Genomic DNA, 22,251 nt, shown 5'->3' with positions numbered 1-22,251 from the left:
GTTTTGTTGTTTGATTTTAACTCGAAGTTAAAGCCTATTAAATCCTTGAAGAAATAGATAGTTTCTATAAGGCTTATGATATTTGTTTTAGAAGTTCCTTAAAAAATTGATAATCAATGGTTTGATATTTATTCGAGTGTTTTTATGATGACTTTTTCTGACAAAAATCAGTTGAAATGAATTTTGAGTTTGAATTCAATCGAATTTCCTAGCGTCAAAAAAGACTAACAAAAAAGAGGCTATCCAATGGACAGCCTCTTTTTCATTTTAAACCATAAATGATTATGATTGGTAGTTGACGGAATTATCCAATAAAATGGCGTCTAAATCCTCACCTGGAAGCGCAATCACTTGTTCGTTTTCGGCATCCCATTCGATTCTTCTACCAATTTTATAGGATAATCCTGCCATGTGAGCGGTGATAGCTTCTTCGAAACCTTCATTGATTCCGCAACTTGGATTCCCACCATTTCTGATACAGCTGAGCCATTCTCGAATATGCAGGAAGGTAGAATCCACTCGTTTTCCATCTCGGTATGTCCAAAGTAGGCCTTTGTTGGCGAAGTACTTCGCTGTGGCGGAAGTTACTGCATCCACTCCATCGGCACTTGGGTCATATTGATAGATTGGGACAGAAGGATCAATTCTACCTTCCTGAATCATATCCTTGTACTGGGTTGATCGAGGATCGGCGTAGATGGTCAGGATGTTTCCAAGTTCCATACTTGCATCATGCCCCATTAATACAGTGCCTCGGTCAAATTGATTTCCAAGGGTTGCACTGTAAACCAAAGTCATTCCTTGTTCCTTACCGCTTTCTTGGCTCGATCCTGTGCTGAAATCCGGGAAGTCCATATTGACTTGCATGACATCCGGAACATTTCGGCCGTCTCGGTGAGTGTAAATACCTCCCGATGCGGTCACATATTTCGGAATTCCCATGTTTAAGACACAGTTTATTCGGTCATAATCATGAGTCAAAAGATCTCCGGATAATCCTGAACCGTAAGCCCACCATTTTCTCCAACGGAAGAAATGTTCCTTATTAAATGGCTCATACGGGGCATTGCCTAAGAAAGCATTCCAGTCAATCGTTTCCGTATTTGCATCGGGATGAATCGGATATTGCCAAGCACCATTGTCATCATTTCTGTTGGTGTTGGTTACTACCAAAGAAACATGACCCAGCGTATTTTTAGCAATAGCATCTTGGGCAGTCAAGAAGCTTAAGGTTTGTCGATGCTGGTGTCCCACTGCCAAGACTGTTCCTGGATTTCTCCTGACAGCATCCCGTAGCAGGTAGGTTTCGGAAATGGTATGTGTCATGGGCTTTTCCACATACACATGGACACCTGCCTCCACTGCAGCCTGTGCCATCGGAGCATGCCAATGGTCAGGAGCAGCAATAATCACAGCATCTACATCCCCGCTATGGATTAAATCCAAGTAACTATTGTACCGCTTACATGGATTGTCAGGGGTATTGAAGGAGCGAAGGGCATTCTCTGCCCGGACATCAAAAATGTCGCAGATACCCGTCAATTTTACATTGAGGTTTTCTTGGGCTTTAAAATCCTCCAATCGCGTATCATTTGGATTCTCCTGACTGGATTTAGCCATCGCTTCCATCCATTCTTGGGTGGCAAATCCCAAAGCCCTCATGAGCTGTTCGCCTCGAATACCAAAACCTATCAATCCTACTCGAACCGGGTCACCTGCCATGGATCCCGAAGGTGGTGGAGGACTTGCTTTTATATTTAGTCTTTCAAGAAGAAGTTCTTTTTCGAGTTTGGATTTTTTGGTCGTATCCAATCCGGCTGCCCAAACCGATCCTAAGATGGGAAGGCCTGCCAGACTTTTTAACCAGTCTCGTCGGGTAAATCCGCTGAATAGTTTTTTATCTGTTGACATGAGCTTGCTGGGTTTAGTGGGATTGGGTTTGGATTTCTTTTTTGTGGAATAACCTTTCCAAACCAAAAGTCAGGGAAGTTGGGAAAAGGTAAACGACAAGAAGTGCTACTGCCTCGATGAGGTTTTTATTCACGATCCAATAGCTTCCTTCGGTAGCTCCTTGCGGATGTCCGGGAAATGGCGGATGTGCAAAGAAATAAAGTAACAAAAGGCCGATTCCAAGAATACTTGCCAGTTTGGTTCGAAAACCTAAAACCAGTGCTGCACCCACAAAGATGAGGGTAGCAACATTGAGAGTATCCACAATGGAAATCATGGAATCACTGCCAAGCCAATGGAACAAAGATTCCATATAAGTAGCACTGAGCAGGTAGCCTTTGGCTGTCCATGAGGGTGTATAAAGTTTGATGACACCTTCATAGAGAAAATGCCATCCCACTAATAGCCTTAACAACACCAAAGCGGTGGTTTGGGCTGAAGATAAGGGCTGAGGTTGCGACATAGCTTCTGGTTTTTGATTATTGAATGAACGATGATACGGCATAACCCTTAAAAAAATCATGAGGAAAGTCATTGAATGGGATGAGGTTTGTCGGGAAGAGTTGAGGTTTGGATGTTTTTGGGTTTTCTGTTATCAAATTTTGTGATTGGTGATATTAAAAAAATTTTATTTCTCTATTTGAATCTTTTCAAAAAGTAGTTTTAAATTTCCTAAAGGATGATGTCTTTTTCCCAATCACTATGAAGGCAGCAAATTCAAGTAAACAACTATTTGAAAATCCTTTTTTAGAGCGATTTTCCAGATCCAATGCGATTGCAGTTATCGCTTCTTTATTCGGATTGGCACTGATCATATTTCTTTATGGAGTTTATTTTCGATTGGTGCCACTAGGCCTTCAAATCCTTTTGGTATTTGTTGGGCTATTTGCCTTCTCATTTTTTGAATATTTGATTCATCGCTATGTTTTTCATGCTGGTAATTATAGAGAGGGGAAAAATTGGCAGTCAAAATTGCATGGTATCCATCATGATATTCCTTCTGACCGGGAACGCCTAACCCTACCCATGCCTTTGGCATTAGGAGTTTCTTTAGTAGTGTTTTTCCTATTCAAATTCCTAATCGGCTCCTTGGCCTATGGGTTTTTTCCTGGATTCATTTCAGGCTATGCATTATATCTACTTATTCATTATTGGATCCATACTCGGAAACCTCCAAAAAACAGCTTGAAAGTACTTTGGAGAAATCATCATATTCATCACCATGTAGATGAAAATAAAGCCTATGGGGTAACTACTCCATTTTGGGATTGGGTCTTCAGGACTTTACCATGATTGTTAAGCGCTTAACCAAAAATTGATCAAATGAGTGTTCAAAATGGAGTTGCTATCGCTATTGCCTGGCCTGAATTTGTAGGAAAGCAGACCGGGACTTGGTATGATAAGCCTATGACTTTTCTTGGCTTCAACAAAGACTTTCATTACCAAGTTGGTCATGCTTCTTTGGTTTTATTTCACAAAGAGGATGGGATTTGTAGGTATTTTGATTGTGGTCGTTACCATGCTCCTTATCAATATGGACGGATTCGGGATGAATCCACCGACTCGGTTTTGTCGATTCGCACTAAAGCCATTTGGGAGAATGGCAACATTCAAAATTTTCAGGATATTCTCCAAGAGATTCAAAGAAACCCTTGGACTTTTGGAATGGGGCCTTTAATGGCATCCTATTGTGAAATCAATTTTGATAGAGCATTCGAAAAAGTAAAGGCAATGCAAAGCCTGGGATCAATTCCATTTGGGCCATTTACAATTGACGGAACTAATTGTTGTCGTTTTGTTCGCTCGGGAATTCTTGCAGGAAGTCCAAAGCTTTCGGGTTTAAATCAGGTGTTATTGAATTACCTCTGGCATTTAAAACCTATGCCTATTACCAATGTGGATTTGTTGAAAAATAAATTGGTTGTCAGTTCTGAAGGAGAAAAAATTCCAGTAGGAAAGTATCACAGCAAAACAGCTTACACCTGGGAAACGGTACATGGAACGCTACCCGAACCTCCAAAACCAAAAAATATCCCAATACAAAGTCAATGGTTAGCCGGGGAGGTTGCCGGATCTTGGTTTTGCTTGGAAATGGGAGAGGAGGGCTTTCGAATAACTCGCTTTTCTCCTGAAGGAGTGGAGGAATGTACAGGGGAATTCAAATCCATTACCGATGATGTTTTTGATCCGGAACAACCATACGAATTCACCCATTTATCTCATTGTAGTCAGGTGAGTTTGATTCAGAGTGGAAAAAGGCTTGTATTCCAAAGAATCTCGTAGACTATCAATTCAAAAGGAAAAAGTCGAGACCAATGGAATGCCCAAATCAGCTGATTAGCTGATATTTATCAGAAGAATCCTTGAAGAATCTGCCTAGTTTAGATCAATCCAAGATGATCATTTTGTGATTAGCAGTTGAAAATGAGGCAAACCAAAAATTTCAAAGCCATGAGAACTATTCAAAGCCTGCTTCGGGAAATAATGCAATTGACAACCAATATCGAGAACAACTTCCCAGAGCTTTACAAAAAGCTGAATGAAAATCCCATCACGATTCCATCCGAAAAGAATCCAAAAATCGATCAGGAAGTTTTGGCAGACTACCTTGAAAGCCTCAAAACTCTTCTGAAGGAGGAGTTGAAGGAACATGGAATGAGTTGATTCCAGCAGAATAGAATTCCTTATGGATATAAGTTGGCTCAAAATTGAGGATCCTATCCTTCTTGCCTTATTGGCGACCTTGTTTACTTGGGGAGTGACCATGGCTGGCGCTGCTTTGGTGTTTTTCTTTAAGGATATTCATCGCAGAGTCATGAATCTCATGTTGGGATTTACAGCTGGAGTGATGATTGCGGCAAGTTTTTGGTCCTTGCTATCGCCCGCCATAGAATTAGTAGCCCAAGAAGATCCGGGATTTGCTTGGTTTCCAGCGACCGTTGGATTTTTGTCAGGAGGTGCATTTTTGCTTTTGATCGATAAGATTTTACCTCACTTGCATCAAAGTCTACCCCTATCCAAAGCGGAAGGAATTCGAACCTCTTGGCAGCGAAGTGTCTTATTGATTTTGGCTATTACGCTCCATAATATCCCTGAAGGATTGGCAGTTGGGGTTGCATTTGGAGCCTATGGAGTCAGCCAAGATCCTAATATTCTTACGGGTGCCATTCTTCTGGCTATTGGAATTGGTCTTCAAAATTTCCCTGAAGGAACGGCTGTTTCAGTCCCTTTGAGACGAGAAGGGTTTTCGAGGAGAAAAGCCTTTTTCTATGGTCAATTATCGGGTATTGTGGAGCCCATAGCCGGAGTGTTGGGAGCCATTATGGTCGTGAGTATGTCACATCTTCTCCCTTACGCCCTAGCTTTCGCCGCAGGAGCAATGATTTTTGTAGTTATAGAAGAATTGATCCCAGAATCCCAACAAGGAAATGAAACAGATCTTTCTACCATAGGAGCCATGGTAGGCTTTGCAACAATGATGATGTTGGACGTGGCATTGGGATAAATTTCCAACAAAAACTTCCTTTTTTCTAGAGCAGTTTTAGCTCATTTTTATCTTAAAGCTGAGTGATATTTATCATAGTAATTCCTTTTGTTATTGACTTACTTTCTATGGATTTCAGGTGAAAAAAACCTCAGAAGCCATGCTCAAACTAAAGAGTAATGTCGCAATTAGTGAATCCGGATTTGTCTTTGATGCAGGGACTGGGGATTCCTTTTCTCTCAATGCTACGGGATTGGAGATTGTCCAATTAATTCAAGCCGGGAAGGACTTTCCAGAAATTTTGAAGATTCTCTCAGAAAAATATGAAGTCGATCCCGAGAGCTTCGAACGCTACTACTACGACTTTGTAGCTACCCTAAAGCAAATGAACTTATTCGTGCATCATGGAGAAGAATAAGGTCACCGTTGCCCTATCCGGATTGAACAATATCGATAGTCCGGGACCCGGGATTCCTGTCATTCGGGGCTTGAAAGAATCCAGACGATTTGATGTTCGGGTGGTGGGGCTTGCTTATGAGAATTTGGAGCCAGGAATCTATATGCATGAATTAGTGGATAAAACCTACAAGGTTCCATACCCTTCGGATGGGGTAGAGCCATTTTTAGAACGAATCCGGTATATCCATGAGCAGGAGAATATTCAGGTATTGGTGCCCAATTTTGACTCGGAGCTATTTACCGTGATGAAGTCGGAAAAGATTCTTCAGGAAATGGGAATCCGGACTTTTCTGCCAACTCTACAGCAATTTGAAGAAAGACATAAGTCCAATTTACCGGAATACGGGAAAAAATATGGAGTTAAAGTGCCTTTTAGTGAGCCGATTTTGAGTTTTCAGGAATGGTTAGGGATTGAGGAAAAGTTTGATTACCCGGTGGTGGTCAAAGGGAAATTTTATGATGCCTATATCGCTTATGACCGTGAACAGGTTTCTATCTATTTCAACAAAATCGCAGCAAAATGGGGCCTTCCCATCGTGATTCAGCAATTTGTGAAAGGGACAGAAGTCAATGTGGTGGCTATGGGTGATGGCAGAGGAAATACAGTGGGTGCGGTACCGATGCGCAAAACTTACATCACTGATAAAGGAAAAGCCTGGGGAGGAATTACGCTTCAGGATCCGGAAATGATGAAGTTGACCGACAAAATAATCTCTCAAACACGATGGCGAGGAGGAATGGAATTGGAGTTGATTCGGACTGCTAAGGAGGAATTATACCTTATAGAGATCAACCCTCGATTGCCTGCTTGGGTGTATCTGGCAGTTGCTGCCGGGCAGAATTTACCGGAGGCTTTGGTCTCGCTGGCTTTGGGGCAAGAGGTTAAGCCCTTTCATGATTATGCCGTTGGGAAGCTATTTATCCGCTATTCCTACGATATGATTTGTGATTTGAAATCATTTGAACAATTCTCCACAAAAGGGGAGCTCTAATATTCTACAACCATGAGTAAGCTAACTTTTGAGCGACCGATTATTCAGCGGATCAATGCCGGTTTGCCAAGTAAATATGGAATGCCTCGAAGGCTGGAACCTTTGAGTCAAATTGACGGAGTATCTATCGAATCCTTGCTGCAGGAGTTTGGTTCGCCTTTATTTATTCTCTCCGAGCAAACCATTCGAAAAACCTATCGGGAAGCTTATCGTGCCTTTAGTTCCCGCTATCCTAAAGTGCAGTTTTCTTGGTCTTACAAAACCAATTACCTGAACGCGGTTTGCAATATTTTCCATCAAGAGGGAGCCTGGGCTGAAGTTGTTTCTGGTTTTGAGTTTCAAAAAGCCTTAGCTAATGGAGTCCCCGGTGAGTTGATCATTTTCAATGGCCCAGATAAATCCCGAGAGGATTTGAAGATGGCCATTCAACATCAATCACTCATTCACATCGATCACTTCGATGAACTGTATGATGTCATCCATTTAAGTAAGGAAATGGAGGAAAGGCCCAAAGTTGCTATCCGAGTTAATTTGGATACAGGAATTTACCCCCTTTGGGATCGCTTCGGGTTTAATTTCGAAAATGGAGAAGCCGGAGATGCGCTTACTCGAATCATGAGCAGCGAGAGGTTGGATTTGGTAGGCCTTCATACGCATATCGGCACCTATATGCTAAGTACGGATGCTTATCGAATCGCAGCCACCAAATTGGCGAGTTTGGCCGTAAAACTGGAACGAAAATACGGACACCTCATTCAATACATCGATATGGGAGGTGGCTTTGCTTCTAAAAATACCCTGAAAGGAGCTTATTATCCCGGTACGGATACAGCTCCTTCATTCGATGATTTTGCGGAAGCTATTACTTCGGCTCTCATGTCTTCAGATATCAAACCTGACCATTTACCCATGTTGATTTTGGAGACAGGTAGAGCTCTGATCGATGATGCGGGATATCTGGCAGGGACAGTCTTGGCTACCAAGCGATTGTCAGATGGAAGGCGTGCCACCATTATAGATGCCGGGGTCAATTTGTTGTTTACCTCATTTTGGTATGATCATGATATCCGACCAGTAGCGCCTGTTTCGGATCAGTCAGAGGACACCACCATCTTCGGGCCGCTTTGCATGAATATCGATGTGATCCGATCAAATATGATGTTCCCATTACTCAAAAAAGGAGATCGATTTGTGGTTCGTCGGGTTGGTGCCTACAATATGACTCAATGGATGCAATTCATCACATTTCGTCCTACAGTCATTTTGTTGGATAAGGAGGGAAAACCGCATGTGATTCGCAAAAAGGAAAGTTTGGAAACATTCAACTCCCAAGAGTTGACCCCCGATCATTTGAAAGATTTTGATCTCTAATCTTATTCCGCAATGTTTTGAAAGTCAAGGTACTCATCAAGCAACTCGAATGGTTTGGGGTAGCCGTTTCAAATAGCTACGCACAAGTCTTTTTCTCTGATAATAAGGGATTTGGGATTGCTTTGCTCCTTGTTACTTTCATTGATCTTTTTGTTGGGCTTTCCGGTATATTGGCAGTAAGTGCCGCAATGCTTACTGCAAAAGTTCTAGGATTTGAGGAAACCTTAATTCGAAAAGGTTTTTATGGATTCAACGCCTTGCTTGTTGGCATAGGCTTAGGGATTTACTTTGAACCCAGTCAAATTCTTTTCTTGTTGGTTTTACTTTCCGGGATCTTGTCCGTCTTTCTTTCCGTGACCTTGGAGGGAGTTTTGGGGAAATATGGACTTCCTTTTCTTAGCCTTCCCTTTATCCTGATTTTCTGGATGTTTCGATTGGCAGCTCGGCAGTTTGCCGATTTGGGACTCAGTGAGCGGGGTGTTTATGTGTTGAATGAATTGTATACTCTTGGAGGCAAACCCCTGATCGAATTTTATGAATGGGTACAACATTTAGGAATGCCGGAGTCTTTTCACTCTTATTTTCTATCCTTGGGGGCCATTTTTTTTCAGCAAACCTTGCTAGCAGGTCTAGTGGCTGCATTGGGACTGTTGATTTACTCACGCATTGCTTTCATGCTTTCCTTGGTAGGATTTTATATCGCTTACCTGTTTTATTCCATTTTGGGAATTCCTTTCTCGGAAGTCGCTTTCAGTTACATCGGATTTAACTACATCCTGACCGCTATCGCCTTGGGGGGTTACTTTATTATTCCAAGTCGAAGTAGCTATATACAGCTACTTTTGATCATCCCCTTGGCTGTTTTGATGACCGTTTCGCTACAGCAAGTTTTGGACCCCCTCTATCTCCCTGTTCATTCTTTCCCATTCAACGTAGTGACGCTAATTACGCTTTACACCTTGAAATTCCGAGTGGATAATCGGGCAGGCTTGAGTACGATATTTTGGCAACAAAATGCTCCTGAAAAGAACCTCTATTCCTTCAATAATTTCATGAGGCGATTTGGTAAAAACAGTCCAATTCCTATCTATTTGCCATTTTTTGGAGAATGGACTGTGACTCAAGGGCATAATGGACAGTACACCCACAAGGATGATTGGCGGCATGCCTGGGATTTTGAAATTAGGGATGAGGAAGGCAGAACTTATCGAAACGAAGGGGATTACTCGTCGGATTATTATTGCTTTGACAAGAATATTTTGGCCCCTGCCAAAGGAGTGGTCGAAAAGGTGGTCAATGAGATAGAAGATAATATCATTGGCACTCGGAATCTGGAGGAAAATTGGGGAAATACAGTCATTATCAAGCATGGGGAGTTTTTGTATTCCAAGCTTTCTCATTTGAAAAAAGGCTCTATCCCTGTCAAACCGGGAGATACTGTTGAAAAAGGACAGGTGGTAGGGAAGTGCGGGAATTCCGGAAACTCACCCTATCCTCATTTGCATTTTCAAATTCAAGCCAGTCCCTACATTGGTTCAAGCACTATTGACTATCCTATTTCAGATGTATTGGTGCGATATAAGGGCAAGGAAGAACTTCAGTCCAATTCCAATCCTCCCAAAAACTCCGTGGTATCCACGCTGACCGCCCAACCTGAAATGAAAAAAGCCTTTGCTTTTGTAGTGGGTGAAACTATTCGCTTCAAAACCTTTGAAGGAGAGGAAGTTTGGGAAGTTAAGCGAGATTATTTTCTAAATAAATATCTCTATTGCCAAAGGACCAAGTCCAAGGCTTATTTCAAAGTGGATGATTTGATGCTTCATTTCACTCATTTTGAAGGGAAAAGGAAATCCCTGTTGTACCTGTTTTATCTCTCTGCTTATAAAGTAAGCTTCGGGTTTACACCTGGGTTAAAATTAAAAGACACCTTTCCGATTAACCAGATTTTCAATCCTAGACGCATTTTCCTTCAGGATTTTCTGGCTCCATTTTATGAATATCTGCGAGCCGAATATGAATTGGAATATCCCGCCAACAATAGGGGTTTTTCCAAAAAAGCACTCGTTCTAAAAGGGGCTATCTGTAAGTCTTCTTTTGGGAAAACTGTAGAAACCTCCCGATTTGAATTTGTCATTGATAGGGGAGGAATACAATCCTTTGAATTTGAAAGGGGCTCACAAAACATTAAAGCGGTATGCGAATGCGACTGATACTTTCAATATTGATCATGCTAGGCTTTTTTGAGGGAATCCAAGCTCAGGAAAAGCATAGCTTATCCCAAATAGATGCGGAAACTTATTCGCTCTTTCTAAATAAGGATTGGGATGGTTTGATTCGGGTGGGAACTGAGGCACTCGATCAAGGTATTGACTTTTATTACCTCCGGGTCCGCTTGGGGATAGCTTTTTTTGAGCGAGAAAATTACCAAGAGGCTGCCAGTCATTTTGAAAAAGCGAGGGAAGTAAGTCAAGAAGCGTTTGTGGAGGAATATTTATACTATTCCTACCTCTGGTCGGGAAGGAAATCCCAAGCTCGCTTGCTTGCAAAAGGATTTTCTACCGAGCTTAAAAAGCGGACTATCACGGAAAAAGTCAGCGCTCTTCAAGGTTTGGATTTAGCCTATAATTACACGGGTTTTTTGGATCAACGTGTCTTGGATGATTTCACCGGGCCAGCTGATCAACAAGCTTCGGGTTATCAGATTATTCCACAATTTCACCATTACGGATTTTTGGGTTTGGATTTTCAGTTGAGTCCAAGAATGACACTATATCAAGGTGTTAGCTATTTGCAAGCGACTCAATTTTTTTATTCTCAAGCAGAAGGCCTTTCCATTCAGACTTCCACGAATAAGTCTACAAGTTTCCAATATTTGGCAAGTGTCGGTTATTATTTAGGAAAGGGTGTTCATTTGACTTTTGGAGGACATGCCCTTTTTATTTCCTATGATTCTCTTCGAGTTCAATCCATTGGAAATAGTCCTCAGACACAAATCCAAACTGAAAGAATGCAGGAATTTGATTGGTTGGTATTTGGTGGAATTTCTAAAAATCTCCGCTTCCTGGATCTCGGAGCCACTATTTACACGGGACAAATCAACGGAGGTCAGCAGTTCCAATCAGATCTTCAGCTCACCTTTTTCCCTATGGGTAATCTGAATTTTTACACCTACTCCGTTCTAAGTTTTCAAAATCAAAAATTAGGTGAAGCTCCTTCTACCAGTCGATTGATTTTCAATCAGGAAATTGGAGTCAAGCTGACCAATTTTCTTTGGATAGAAGGCTATGGGACTTTTGGGGAGCTTGAAAATTACATTATCAAACAAGGAGTGGTGGTATTCAATCGATTGGACCAAATCGACCAACGATGGGGAGGAAGACTGATTTTTCTTCCTCAAACCAACTGGAAGTTGACAGTGGATTTTACTCATTTCTCGAATAGTAGCCGATTCCAATCCGATCCTTTGTCCGCAGATCAAAATCTAAAATCTTATCAACATCAATCCCTAACCGCAATACTGTCATGGAAATTTTAACAACACTCAGAAAAATCCGCGTTTTCCTGGATTTAAAGAGGATATCCCTTTTTTGGGTTTTCTTTCTCGGATTCTTAGGAATGGTTTGGGCTCAAGAAAATCTAGAGCAGGCTTTTCAGAAAAGTTATTCCCTGGAAAATTCGGGTGACTTTTCCGGTGCAATCAAGGCGCTTCAAGCCCAGTATCAAGCAGATTCCTATGAGATTAATCTTCGCTTAGGTTGGTTACAGTACCAAGCGGGTCAATTGGCAGAATCAATAGAATCCTACCAAAAGGCAGTAAGACTCAAGCCTTATGCGATCGAGCCAAAAATGGGTTTAGTTCTTCCTCTTTCAGTACAGGGAATGTGGGCTGAAGTGGAGGAAACCTACCTCAAAATCCTACAAATTGATCCGCAAAATTCCTTGGTAAACTACCGACTCGGGTTGATTTATTACAATCGGGGAAATTTTGACAAGGCTGACCCTTATTTGGAAAAGGTAGTCAATCTGTATCCTTTCGATTATGATGGGCTTTTGCTGTTAGCTTGGAATAAACTCCAGCTTCAAAAAAGCAGGGAAGCGAAAGTATTATTTCAAAAAGTTTTGCTCAACAATCCGGGAGATGCTTCCGCAAAGGAGGGCTTGGCCTTGTTGAAGTAAAGGAGTAAAGAAAGAATTTTGTTAGTTAAGCCTGAGGCCTTAAAGGGTTAGGATATTTTTTTGGCTTTTTGGAAGAGAGTTGCTTTTGCTCAAAAAATTACCCTATTTCAGCAAGAGTTTATTCAATTTCCTTTGTTTCAAGTACTTAATTAACCCTCTTTTTTCCATGAAGCATACCCTGAAAACCTATTTTTTAAGATTAAAAACCTGGCTTGGTAAGAAACTCCTAAAAATTAAACCTGGATTATTTTCTGTAAAAGGGGCTGCAGTCGGATTAATCATCGGCTCGGTTATCCTTTTTGTAATCGAGGTATTAGGGACGACCATAAACTTTAAAGATCCTTGGATTATGGCCTTGGGAGCAGTGATTGTTTTACTTGCTCTCTTGGGGTCCTATTTGAGTGTTTGGCTAGTAAAGCAGTTTTATGAGATTCCAAGGCCCTATAAAATCGCTTTATTTCTAACAATTCCGCTTCTTTTTGTAGTAAGGCTTCAAGATGAACGGTTAGTCTTTTATTTAGTAGTTGTTTTTTCACTAGTAGGGGCGGGAATTTCCTTGTTTAGAAATGGGCATTTCAAGCGTTTGACTACTCCCAAAAAAGTGGTAGGGATTCTAGGATTTGCTCTAGGGCTTGTAGGAGTGGGGGTTTTTCTATACTTCCTTTCCATCCGGGGCTTGGAGATGAGACCCGTGATTAATGCTGCGAAACTGTCGGAGGATAAAATCCCCTTACTCAAAGGAGATTCACCAGCGAACCCAGGTTCCTTCGAAGTGGATTATTTCACCTATGGCTCTGGAAAAGATATTCGAAGAGAGGAATATGCTGAAGGTGTTCGGTACGAAACTTCTTCCGTGGATGGTACTGCATTCTTAGATCATTGGGAAGGACTTTCCGGGAAGTATAGAACCCATTTTTGGGGATTTGATTATCGGGAGTTGCCCTTAAATGGACGGGTTTGGAAGCCTAAAGGTGAAGGACCTTTTCCATTGGTTTTGATTGTTCATGGTAACCATCCCATGCAGGATTTCTCCGATCCCGGATATGCCTATCTAGGAGAACTTTTAGCTTCGAGAGGAATAATTTTGGTGTCAGTAGATGAGAATTTCATCAATGGATCTTGGTCTGATATCCCGGAAGGCTTGGAAAGAGAAAATGACGCCCGGGCTTGGTTGCTTTTGGAACACCTGAAGCAGTGGAAGGCTTGGAATGAAGATGCCCAGCATGAACTTTCCGGTCAAATCGCTATGGATAAATTGGCTTTGATTGGTCACTCCAGAGGGGGAGAGGCAGTTGGTCATGCAGCCATGCTCAACCAATTGGACTTTTATCCTGATGATGCGAGCATTCCTTTGGGTTACCATTTTGATATTCAGTCTGTCATAGCTATAGCTCCTGTTGATGGACAGTATAAGCCAGGAAATAGCCTTACCAAAATTGAAAATGTTAGCTATTTGGGGATACATGGAGCTCAGGATGCGGATGTAGAGTCCTTCGATGCGGCTAAGCAATATGAGCGTGTTTCTTTTACTGATTCTGCATATCGCTTTAAAGCTGGGATTTACATTGCCGGGGCAAATCATGGACAGTTTAATACCAGGTGGGGAGATAATGATGTGTTGGCCACATTTTCAGGAATTTTAAATAAAAACCAACTGATGGATGAAGCTGAGCAGGAGCAAATTGCTAAAGTGTATATCAGTGCCTTTTTAGAAACAACCCTATTCAAAAAAGAAGACTATTTGCCACTTTTTGCAGATGCCCGAAAAGGCCGTCATTGGCTTCCAGAGACTATTTATCTCAGTCAATTTGAAGATTCGAAGAGTCAATTTTGGGCAAATTTTGATGAGGATTTTGATGTGGTCAGTTTAACTGAAGAAGGAAAAGCAAAAGGCGAGAATCTAACTGTTTGGAGAGAAGGAGAGGTCATACCAAAATATGGTCTGAAAGGAACGCGAGCCCTTTTTCTAGGATGGAATTACGATGAATTTGGAGGGGATAGTGTGAATTGGGAATCAGGTCCAAAGCCACAATTGTCGGATTCGGTTAGAGCTAGCTACACGATAAGTTTGGGACAGAATACCTTTAGACCGGATTCTAGTTCGGTTTTGATTTTTTCCTTGGCTGAGTCTAATGAAAGCTCCAACCCAAAAAAGAGTGGAAAGTGGATCAAAAAGAATGAATCCAATGAAGAAGAACTTGAGAATGAATCAGTAGGAGAGAACGAGGTTGATGAGGAGCAAGTCGAAGAATCAGAAAATAAAGAGGAGGAAAAGGAAAGCAAAGAAGAAAAGCCTCTTTCTCCAATTGATTTTACCATAGAATTGACCGATCAACAAGGTGAACGTTTAACTTTTTTATTGAGCGAGTTTTCACCTTTGCAGCGACTGATTAAGTCTAGGGTAATGAAAATCCAATTTTTGGATGATAAGGACGAAACGGAAAGTGTTTTCCAATTGTACCAGTTTGATCTTCAAAAGCTCAGAGCCCTCAATCCAGCCTTTCAGCCCGAAAATTTGAATCAAATTCGCTTCATTTTCGACCAATCGGAGGTAGGAGTGATTGTATTAGATAAGGTTGGGATTATGAAGAATTTGGAGAGCATATCCTTTGAATAGAGATAGCGAGATTATTCTTTTAGGAAATATTCCTTGGTCAATTCTTTATAGGATCGTGAAATGGGAATGGTAAACTCCCCATTCAGTTCGATTTCCTGTCCCTTGTAAATTGCAAAATCAGGATTGATTAAAAAGGATCGATGTACTCTCAGGAACTTTGGTAGACGATTTGTCCATTCACTGATTTTTACGCCATTTTTCAAGGATTGGCCATTTTTTAATTGGACGGAAGTGTATTCGCCTAGGCTTTCGATGAATACTATTTCTTCGGCTTTCAGAGAAACCAACTTTCGATTACTGTAAAAGCTGATGGTTTCGGGAGTAGTGTTGGATTCTGCCTTTTTTCGAAAAAGGAAAAAATTTAGACCAGTAAAAAAACCCATAATGACCCACAAGAGAATGGGGTTGATGATGGATTTTTCAAAATAGTTGGAGTTGAACCCCAAGAAATACCAATACACAAAAGCAATGGCTAGATAAGCCAAATAAAGGGATGAAACCCCAACTAAAAAAAGTCGGACAATTCGTTTCAATCCTGAAAAGTCCAACGCCCAAGCAATTCCTTTTTGCAAGGTCAAGGTTGGTATCAATAATAGGCAGCCTGCAAGCCAACTTCCCTGGGAACTGGAAAAGGCATCTTGAACGAGGAGTCCCATCAGAAAAGCAGTCAGCAGCCAAAAGGCGATTTCGAGTCGTATCAACTTGGACATGGCTAAAAATAGGTAAAATAGATCGGAGAAGCGGTTTTTGCCGAATCCCGAATTTCTTAAATCCTGTTTTTGACTTGTCTAGCAGGGTTTATTGCTTACCTTTTGGAGGCTATTCAAAGTAATTTTGGTCTGTACCAAAACCAAAAAACTATGATTGATTTATTCTTTGCAGGAGGGCCTATTATCATGAGTATTTTGACTCTCCAACTGATTGCAGTAGTAGTCTCTGCCTTTAAATTTCCAGAATGGACCAAGGAGCTGGGGATTTTTGCCTTAGCGACCGGAATCCTCGGTCAAGTGATCGGACTCTATGGGATGTTTGAAGGAATTGAATCCTTTGGCGGAAATATTAACCAAGCTATGATCGCGGGAGGATTAAAGTATAGCACGATTTCCACGATTTATGGATTACTCATTTTTATGGGTTCCTTGGTGATTCGGGTGATTCAAAAACCTCGTTTTGTTTAAAAAAAGAAAGGCCTTCGGAATATATTCTGAAGGCCTTATTGAATTCAATCGAAAATTGGAAGACTTCTTTCTTTGATTAACCAAGGAATCAAATCCTTATCTTATTCATTTTATCTCTTTTGACTAGTTTACAATACCTGAAATGGAGGTGTAAATCCAGATTTTAGAATAGATCAATATACTCTTTAAAAGCAAAAATTCGGTTTCGTTTGTATCCTGTCAACTCTGTCAAAATTCCCAAATTTTCAAAGTCTTTGATTAAGCGGTTGGCTGTTGAGGCATGTACCCCAAGTTGCTCGGCAACAAATCCAGCGTCGACGATAGGTTGCTTATAGAGTTCATTGATCAGTCGTTTTGCCTCGGCTTGTTTCCTTCCCAATTTATTTAATTCATTCAGCTCTATCCTGTTACGGAGTTCGATAATCCTTTGAAAGGTGTTTATGCTAGATTCGGTTGTTTCAATCACTCCAATCAAAAAAAAATCTAACCAACTCTTTAGATCATTTTTTATTCTAACATCCATAAGGTAGTTATAGTAATCTCTACGGTTTTTCTCAAAAAAGGCCGATAGATAAAGAGTTGGTTTCTTAAGTAATCCTTTTTCCAAAAGATAAAGGGTAATCAATAGTCTTCCGATTCTCCCATTTCCATCCAAAAATGGGTGGATAGTCTCAAACTGATAGTGAATAATGGCGATTTTTATAAGGTGAGGGACATTTTTTGGAGGTAAGGTTTGGTCTGAATGAAGGAAATATTCCAAATCACTCATCAATTCGGGAATTTCCTCATGGGTAGGGGGAACGAAAATAGCATGCTTTAAGCTTGGCCCGATCCAGTTTTGACTTGAGCGGAATTCCCCTGGAAGTTTTTCCTTTCCCCTTACTCCGCTAAGTAAGGTAGCATGTGTTCGTTTGATTAATCGACTGGAAAGTGGAAGTTGCTTCATTTCGTCAATTGCCTGTTTCATAGCCGAGATGTAAGCTTGTACTTCTTTCCAATCATCTCTTCGCTCAGGATCCAAATCTTTTTCTTTTACCAAAGCTTCTTGAAAAGAGGTTTGAGTACCCTCAATTTTACTGGAAACAGTTGCTTCCTTCGTGATATGCATTTTGATAAAGAAGTCAATATCTGGCACTAGGTCCGAAAATGCATCCAATTTTCCCAGACTTCGATCTGCATTGCTGAGTAAGTTTGTCAAGGCCGGATCAGAAATGACCCATTCTTCATTTATTTTTTCGGGACTGAAACTTTTGTAATCTAGTCTATTGACCCATTTCCCGGCTTTGAAATTATTTATGTCTCTCATATTAAATCCGCAATTATGAAAACCTATAATTGCAATTACCTATATAAGTGCAAATATAGTAATCTATAATTGCATCTATTATGTTTTTTGCAAATAAAACGAAGAGGGATATTGTGTTTAATTGCTTGGGATTCTAGAAAAAACCTCTAATCCAAAGAAGAACTTTCTGTTTTTTAAACCCTAATTGAAGGCATTCCTTTCGGTTTTGATTAAATTCAATGGATTACCACCAATTCAAAATCCATGAGTTATCCTAGTATTTTTAATGATGTGACCGGGCCGGTGATGAGAGGTCCTTCTAGTTCCCACTGTGCAGCTTCCCTTCGGATTGGGAGGATTTGTCATGATTTGATGGATGGGAAAATTTCAAAGATTGAAATTGATTTTGATCCCGATGGATCTTTGGCAACTACCCATAAAGACCAAGGCTCAGATATGGGACTCTTTGGTGGATTTTTAGGTTGGGAAGCTTATGATGAGCGTTTGGTAGATTCGGAAATGCATCTGAAAGGAGCAGGGATAGCTTATACCATTCGAATTGTTGAATTGGAAAACAAGCATCCCAATGCTTACCAGATCACCCTTTCCAATCCTTGGGAGTCGCATCGCGTCGTTGCAATTTCTACTGGAGGAGGTATGATCGAGCTAGTAGAGATCGATGGGGCCAAAGTGTCTCTGGCTGGGGACCGATTCATGACTTTGGTCTATACGGATATGCCAATTCAGGTAATGAACTACCTGGAGCAAGCTGGTGACTGGGACAGTTTGGAGATGCTTTCAGGAAATTCAAAAATGGTTTTTTTGACTGCTCAGACTCCTATCGATTCAATCCTGAAAGAAGAATTAGCCCAAATCGATGGAGTAAAAATGATCAAGGAGATTCGCCCGGTTTTACCTGTTCTTTCTTCTAAAAACACGCAGGTTCCATTTATCACCGTGGAGGAAATGCTTGCCTACAATCAGGATAAAAATCTATCACTTTGGCAACTGGCAGCCAGGTATGAAAGCATGAGAGGGAATATTTCCGAGGAGGAAGTCTTTGCCAAAATGGAGCAGATCCGGGAGATCTTGAAGAATGCTGTGGAAACTGGCTTGAAAGGCACCCAATTCGAGGATAGGATTTTGGGCCCGCAATCTGTCAAGTTTAAGTCCATGATGGAGGAAAAGCGTTTGGTAGATGGAGATGTGCTTAATCGGATTATCATGTATGTTTCGGCTATTATGGAAGTCAAGAGCTCTATGGGTGTGATTGTCGCAGCACCAACAGCCGGATCCTGTGGAGCCATGCCGGGATCAGTTTTGGGAGTAGCCGACTCCTTGGGAGTTTCGGATGAGGAAACGGTCAAAGCTTTACTTATTGCAGGACTGATCGGAGTGTTTATTGCCGCTCATTCAACTTTCGCCGCTGAAGTTGGAGGATGTCAGGCAGAATGTGGGTCGGGAGCGACTATGGCAGCTGCTTCCTTGGTTTATTTGGGAGGAGGCAGCATGAATCAAAGTTTATCCGCAGCTTCTATGGCTTTACAAAGTTCTCTCGGAATGATCTGTGACCCGATCGGAAATCGAGTGGAAGCTCCGTGCCTAAACCGAAATGTGATGGCAGCATCCAATTCCCTTTCCTGTGCCAATATGGCCTTGGCGGATTATGATGCCCTGATACCGCTTGATGAAGTGATTGAAACCATGTATGAGGTAGGGAAAAGTATTCCCAATACTCTTCGATGTACCAATTTGGGTGGATTATCCATCACCAAAACCGCCAAGGAAATCGAGCAAAAGCTGGTTCAAAAGCAGTTTTTTAAGAGTTGCTAAAGAGAATAAAAAGAAGAGGGTGTCCCAGAAATCATTTACTTGTCAGCCTGAGCGGAGTCGAAGGCTAATTCAAATGATTTGGAGCATTTTTCTATTTCTTGCTTAATGTCAAGGAAGGCAATGAATGTGACCTGCTGAACTTCTGGGACATCCTCTGTTTACGTGCTTTTGAGAAATTATTTCCGGTAGAAAAAAAGGCGCGTAATAAATATCCCCTGACCGTCTTCTGCACCTCCATCACTTTCCACTCCGGAGGTCACATACTTGAGTTCCCAGCCCTGTGCCAACATGCTGTTAATTTTTGAAGCGATGACTGCATCGTTGGAGGCGATATTTTGGAAATTGATACCCGTTGCGCTGAAGAAGTTCAAAAGTTTGGTTTCCTCCAGTTCATCTACTTTGATATCCGAACGGCTGATTTCCTTTTGATTACTCTTTTTTCCATCTGTCCGTTCGGTCGTAAAAATCGAAGCATCTACTTCGGTTTGACTGTCGATGATTCGAGATCGTCCAATTCCCATAGGAACGATGGATTCAACTACTGTTATAACTTTGAATTCTCCGGAAGATGGACTTTGACTTGATTCCTGAGCTTGAGCTGTAAAGGCGAATAAACCAAGTAAAGAAAGGGCAAGGAAAATTGATTTTTTCATTGTTGGGATACGATTAAAATTGTTTTTGAAAAGGGATTAGAGAGTGTGTTTTTGTTTAAGAAAATTAAAAAGCAAAATCGAAGAATTAGCTTGAAAAACAAAAAGCCCCTAGAATTAAATTCTAGAGGCTTTTTTCTGAAGCTCCCCCTGTTGACAATAGCTGCAGCTGGGACTATCTAGTTTTTAGAGGGTAGAAGAAAAAGGTTCAGTATCAAAGAACGCGGGGGCTTAATTTTTTCAGATTCAAATTGACTCTGCCTTTTCGACATCTCAAAAGATTTGTTTTGGTTTATAAAGAATAAGCTGTAGATTTGTTAGTAAATACTAACTAACTGAAAAATGATCTCGGAAAGGCAAAGAGAAATCATCGATGCGGCAGGTAAAATCCTTACTGAATCTGGTCTTGGAGGTCTGACTACCAAAAAACTTGCTTCAGAAATGGGATTTTCGGAGGCAGCTATTTATAGGCATTTTTCGAGTAAGGAGTCAATAATTCTGGCTTTATTAGAATATCTGCGTGAAAATATGGCTTTTAGACTTTCATCTTTGGGCCAAGGTTTGGAATTAGAGGAGCGTTTTCGAGCAGTTTTTAGAAGTCAGTTCCATTTTTTTTCCAGTCAGCCGCACTTTGTCATAGCGGTTTTCTCGGATGGACTTTGGGAGGAGAGTGAGCAGATTAATCAGGCTATTCTATCGTTAATGCAAACAAAAATGAGCTTTTTGATACCCTTGATTTCAGAGGGGCAGGCTGAAGGTGTATTCAAGACTGATGTTGCCGCGGAGCAATTGGTGCATTTGGTATTGGGAGCTTTTCGGCTTCAAATGTTCAAATGGCGAGTATCAGGATTCAGTTTTGATCTGATTGAATCTGGTGAAAAGTTGATCGATTCCATTTTAACAGTGATCAGGAAATAAAAAAATTTATCTCAATATGTTAGTAAATACTCACAAACAATTCTTCTTTACCCTTCTTTTTTTCCTGTGGTTGGGGAATGTAAAGGCTCAAGAGTGGTCTTTATTGCAAAGTTTGGATACTGCGATGCAGCATAATCGAGCGCTATTAATCGCCCAAAATCTATCTAACGCAGCTGTCTTGAAAAATCAGGAGGCCAAGAGTCAGCTTTTGCCCAAAGTGATGGCTAGTGCGGACTATAAGTATTTCACTCAATTGCCCTATCAAATTCTTCCGCAAGAGGCTTTTGGAGGCCCCTCGGGAGTCTATAGAGCGATTCAATTTGGAGTGCCACATACTATTATGGGTAACTTAAATCTCCGAATACCCATTTACGATCCCCAAATCATAGCCGGCATACAGGTTTCAGAATCGTATCAGCAGTTGATCGATCTGCAACGTGTCAAAACAGAGGAACAGGTTTACCTAGAGGTGTCAAACCTTTACTTCAATGCTCAGATTGTGAAAAACAAACTTGCTTTTCTCCAAGCCAATCAGGTAAATGGTGAAAAGCTGGAGCGAAATTTTCGATTACTTTTTGAGCAAAAGCTTGCCAGTCGAACTGATGTGGATAAAGTGGTCCTCCAAAATCAACAGGTGGCGTTTCAAATTATCCAATTGGAAGGTCAATATCAAACCATTTTGCAGCAGCTCAAACTGGTGATTGGCTTGCCGCTTCAGGAGGAAATGGATGTCGTCACTGAGGTGCAATTTGAGAAATCCGAACTTCCCGATGCCGGGTTGACTTCGGATTTGAGGATTCAGGAGCTCCGAGAAAAAGTATTGGCCGAAGAGCTGAAAGGTTTAAAAAAATCCCGGATTCCAAGTTTAAACTTGGTAGCTAACTATGGGACTACCGGCTTCGGATACAGGGGCGCTCCGGAATCCTTTTTGGATTTCTATTCTCAAAGTTTCATCGGAGCGCAAGTGAGTTTCCCAATTTTCAACGGTACGATTACTTCTAAAAAAATCCGTCAAAAAGAACTGGAACTGGAAAATGCAGCTCTGCAAAAATCGCTGGTTAGTGATCAAGCGCATGTTCAATACCAAGCGGCTCTTTTTCAGCAAAACACAGCCAAAAAGCAAATCGAAACGACTCAAGCACAGATAGAGTTGGCAGCGTCGATTTACGACAAGTCTATCCTATTACAGCAGGAAGGCCTTGCCACGCTCACAGATATTTTGCTTGCAGATCAGTCGCTAAGAGCTACCCAACAGTCCTACCTCGATGCGATGGTCGATTACCTGAAGGCCACACTCGAACTCAAAAAATCATCTGCCACTCTTCTCAACTAAGTATT

General features: G+C 41.2%; 20 protein-coding genes. 15 read left to right on the top strand and 5 right to left on the bottom strand.

Annotated features, from left to right (window positions below; translation table 11 throughout):
• Positions 1–282: 282 nt before the first annotated feature.
• Both E4S40_RS10955 and E4S40_RS10950 read right to left on the bottom strand, forming a co-directional pair.
• Positions 283–1,911, bottom strand: coding sequence for a Gfo/Idh/MocA family protein (locus E4S40_RS10955; protein ID WP_135073949.1), 1,629 nt, complete (start codon positions 1,909–1,911; stop codon positions 283–285).
• A 13-nt stretch (positions 1,912–1,924) separates the two neighbouring features.
• Positions 1,925–2,413 (bottom strand): DoxX family membrane protein, encoded by a 489-nt coding sequence (locus tag E4S40_RS10950; RefSeq protein ID WP_135073947.1) that lies wholly within the window; start codon positions 2,411–2,413, stop codon positions 1,925–1,927.
• Between the two features lie 239 nt (positions 2,414–2,652).
• Here E4S40_RS10950 and E4S40_RS10945 point away from each other — a divergent pair, with 239 nt between their 5' ends.
• The 11 genes from E4S40_RS10945 to E4S40_RS10895 all read left to right on the top strand — a co-directional run bounded on the left by E4S40_RS10945 (position 2,653) and on the right by E4S40_RS10895 (position 15,049).
• A complete protein-coding gene (locus tag E4S40_RS10945) occupies positions 2,653–3,243 on the top strand; it encodes a sterol desaturase family protein (protein ID WP_135073945.1) in 591 nt (196 codons plus the stop codon).
• 30 nt (positions 3,244–3,273) lie between these two features.
• Positions 3,274–4,233, top strand: a complete 960-nt coding sequence (locus tag E4S40_RS10940; protein ID WP_135073943.1) for a DUF6695 family protein — start codon at positions 3,274–3,276, stop codon at positions 4,231–4,233.
• A gap of 168 nt (positions 4,234–4,401) precedes the next feature.
• Entirely contained in the window at positions 4,402–4,614 is a 213-nt protein-coding gene (locus E4S40_RS10935; protein WP_135073941.1) for a hypothetical protein, read from the top strand.
• Between the two features lie 22 nt (positions 4,615–4,636).
• Positions 4,637–5,455: a ZIP family metal transporter gene (locus E4S40_RS10930; RefSeq protein ID WP_135073939.1), complete on the top strand. Its 819-nt coding sequence runs from the start codon at positions 4,637–4,639 to the stop codon at positions 5,453–5,455.
• A 139-nt stretch (positions 5,456–5,594) separates the two neighbouring features.
• Positions 5,595–5,852 (top strand): PqqD family protein, encoded by a 258-nt coding sequence (locus E4S40_RS10925; RefSeq protein WP_135073937.1) that lies wholly within the window; start codon positions 5,595–5,597, stop codon positions 5,850–5,852.
• Complete coding sequence (locus tag E4S40_RS10920) at positions 5,839–6,885, top strand: ATP-grasp domain-containing protein (RefSeq protein ID WP_135073935.1); 1,047 nt, start codon at positions 5,839–5,841, stop codon at positions 6,883–6,885. Before E4S40_RS10925 ends, E4S40_RS10920 begins: the two co-directional genes overlap by 14 nt.
• A gap of 12 nt (positions 6,886–6,897) precedes the next feature.
• Positions 6,898–8,256, top strand: coding sequence for an alanine racemase (locus tag E4S40_RS10915; protein WP_135073933.1), 1,359 nt, complete (start codon positions 6,898–6,900; stop codon positions 8,254–8,256).
• A gap of 17 nt (positions 8,257–8,273) precedes the next feature.
• Positions 8,274–10,466: an urea transporter gene (locus E4S40_RS10910; RefSeq protein ID WP_237563178.1), complete on the top strand. Its 2,193-nt coding sequence runs from the start codon at positions 8,274–8,276 to the stop codon at positions 10,464–10,466.
• On the top strand, positions 10,457–11,791 hold the full coding sequence (locus tag E4S40_RS10905) for a tetratricopeptide repeat protein (RefSeq protein WP_135073931.1): 1,335 nt from the start codon (positions 10,457–10,459) through the stop codon (positions 11,789–11,791). The genes E4S40_RS10910 and E4S40_RS10905 overlap by 10 nt, the downstream gene beginning before the upstream one ends.
• Positions 11,779–12,432 carry a tetratricopeptide repeat protein gene (locus E4S40_RS10900; protein ID WP_135073929.1) on the top strand — a complete coding sequence of 218 codons (654 nt, stop codon included), beginning with the start codon at positions 11,779–11,781 and terminating at the stop codon, positions 12,430–12,432. The genes E4S40_RS10905 and E4S40_RS10900 overlap by 13 nt, the downstream gene beginning before the upstream one ends.
• Positions 12,433–12,598: 166 nt before the next feature.
• Positions 12,599–15,049 (top strand): poly(ethylene terephthalate) hydrolase family protein, encoded by a 2,451-nt coding sequence (locus tag E4S40_RS10895; RefSeq protein ID WP_135073927.1) that lies wholly within the window; start codon positions 12,599–12,601, stop codon positions 15,047–15,049.
• Between the two features lie 11 nt (positions 15,050–15,060).
• Here the strand turns inward: E4S40_RS10895 and E4S40_RS10890 are convergent, their stop codons facing one another.
• On the bottom strand, positions 15,061–15,759 hold the full coding sequence (locus E4S40_RS10890) for a LytR/AlgR family response regulator transcription factor (protein ID WP_135073925.1): 699 nt from the start codon (positions 15,757–15,759) through the stop codon (positions 15,061–15,063).
• A 150-nt stretch (positions 15,760–15,909) separates the two neighbouring features.
• Between E4S40_RS10890 and E4S40_RS10885 the strand changes: the two genes are divergently transcribed.
• Positions 15,910–16,227 carry a MotA/TolQ/ExbB proton channel family protein gene (locus E4S40_RS10885; protein WP_135073923.1) on the top strand — a complete coding sequence of 106 codons (318 nt, stop codon included), beginning with the start codon at positions 15,910–15,912 and terminating at the stop codon, positions 16,225–16,227.
• Between the two features lie 163 nt (positions 16,228–16,390).
• Here E4S40_RS10885 and E4S40_RS10880 read toward each other — a convergent pair whose 3' ends face one another.
• Complete coding sequence (locus E4S40_RS10880) at positions 16,391–17,533, bottom strand: Fic family protein (protein ID WP_135073921.1); 1,143 nt, start codon at positions 17,531–17,533, stop codon at positions 16,391–16,393.
• 243 nt (positions 17,534–17,776) lie between these two features.
• On the opposite strand from E4S40_RS10880, the gene E4S40_RS10875 reads away from it, so the two are divergent.
• The gene (locus E4S40_RS10875; RefSeq protein ID WP_135073919.1) at positions 17,777–19,345 is read left to right on the top strand and encodes an L-serine ammonia-lyase, iron-sulfur-dependent, subunit alpha; all 1,569 of its coding nucleotides are present in this window, start codon (positions 17,777–17,779) and stop codon (positions 19,343–19,345) included.
• A 176-nt stretch (positions 19,346–19,521) separates the two neighbouring features.
• On the opposite strand, the gene E4S40_RS10870 is transcribed toward E4S40_RS10875, so the two are convergent.
• Positions 19,522–19,998: a hypothetical protein gene (locus E4S40_RS10870; RefSeq protein WP_135073917.1), complete on the bottom strand. Its 477-nt coding sequence runs from the start codon at positions 19,996–19,998 to the stop codon at positions 19,522–19,524.
• 339 nt (positions 19,999–20,337) lie between these two features.
• Here E4S40_RS10870 and E4S40_RS10865 point away from each other — a divergent pair, with 339 nt between their 5' ends.
• Positions 20,338–20,913: a TetR/AcrR family transcriptional regulator gene (locus tag E4S40_RS10865; protein ID WP_135073915.1), complete on the top strand. Its 576-nt coding sequence runs from the start codon at positions 20,338–20,340 to the stop codon at positions 20,911–20,913.
• Positions 20,914–20,929: 16 nt separating this feature from the next.
• Positions 20,930–22,246, top strand: coding sequence for a TolC family protein (locus E4S40_RS10860; protein ID WP_135073913.1), 1,317 nt, complete (start codon positions 20,930–20,932; stop codon positions 22,244–22,246).
• Positions 22,247–22,251: the final 5 nt, after the last annotated feature.

The sequence above is a fragment of the Algoriphagus kandeliae genome (assembly GCF_004571135.1).
In the GTDB taxonomy this organism is placed as follows: Bacteria; Bacteroidota; Bacteroidia; order Cytophagales; family Cyclobacteriaceae; genus Algoriphagus; species Algoriphagus kandeliae.
Note: the sequence above shows the minus strand (reverse complement) of the source record. Positions and strands in the feature narration are given on the sequence as shown.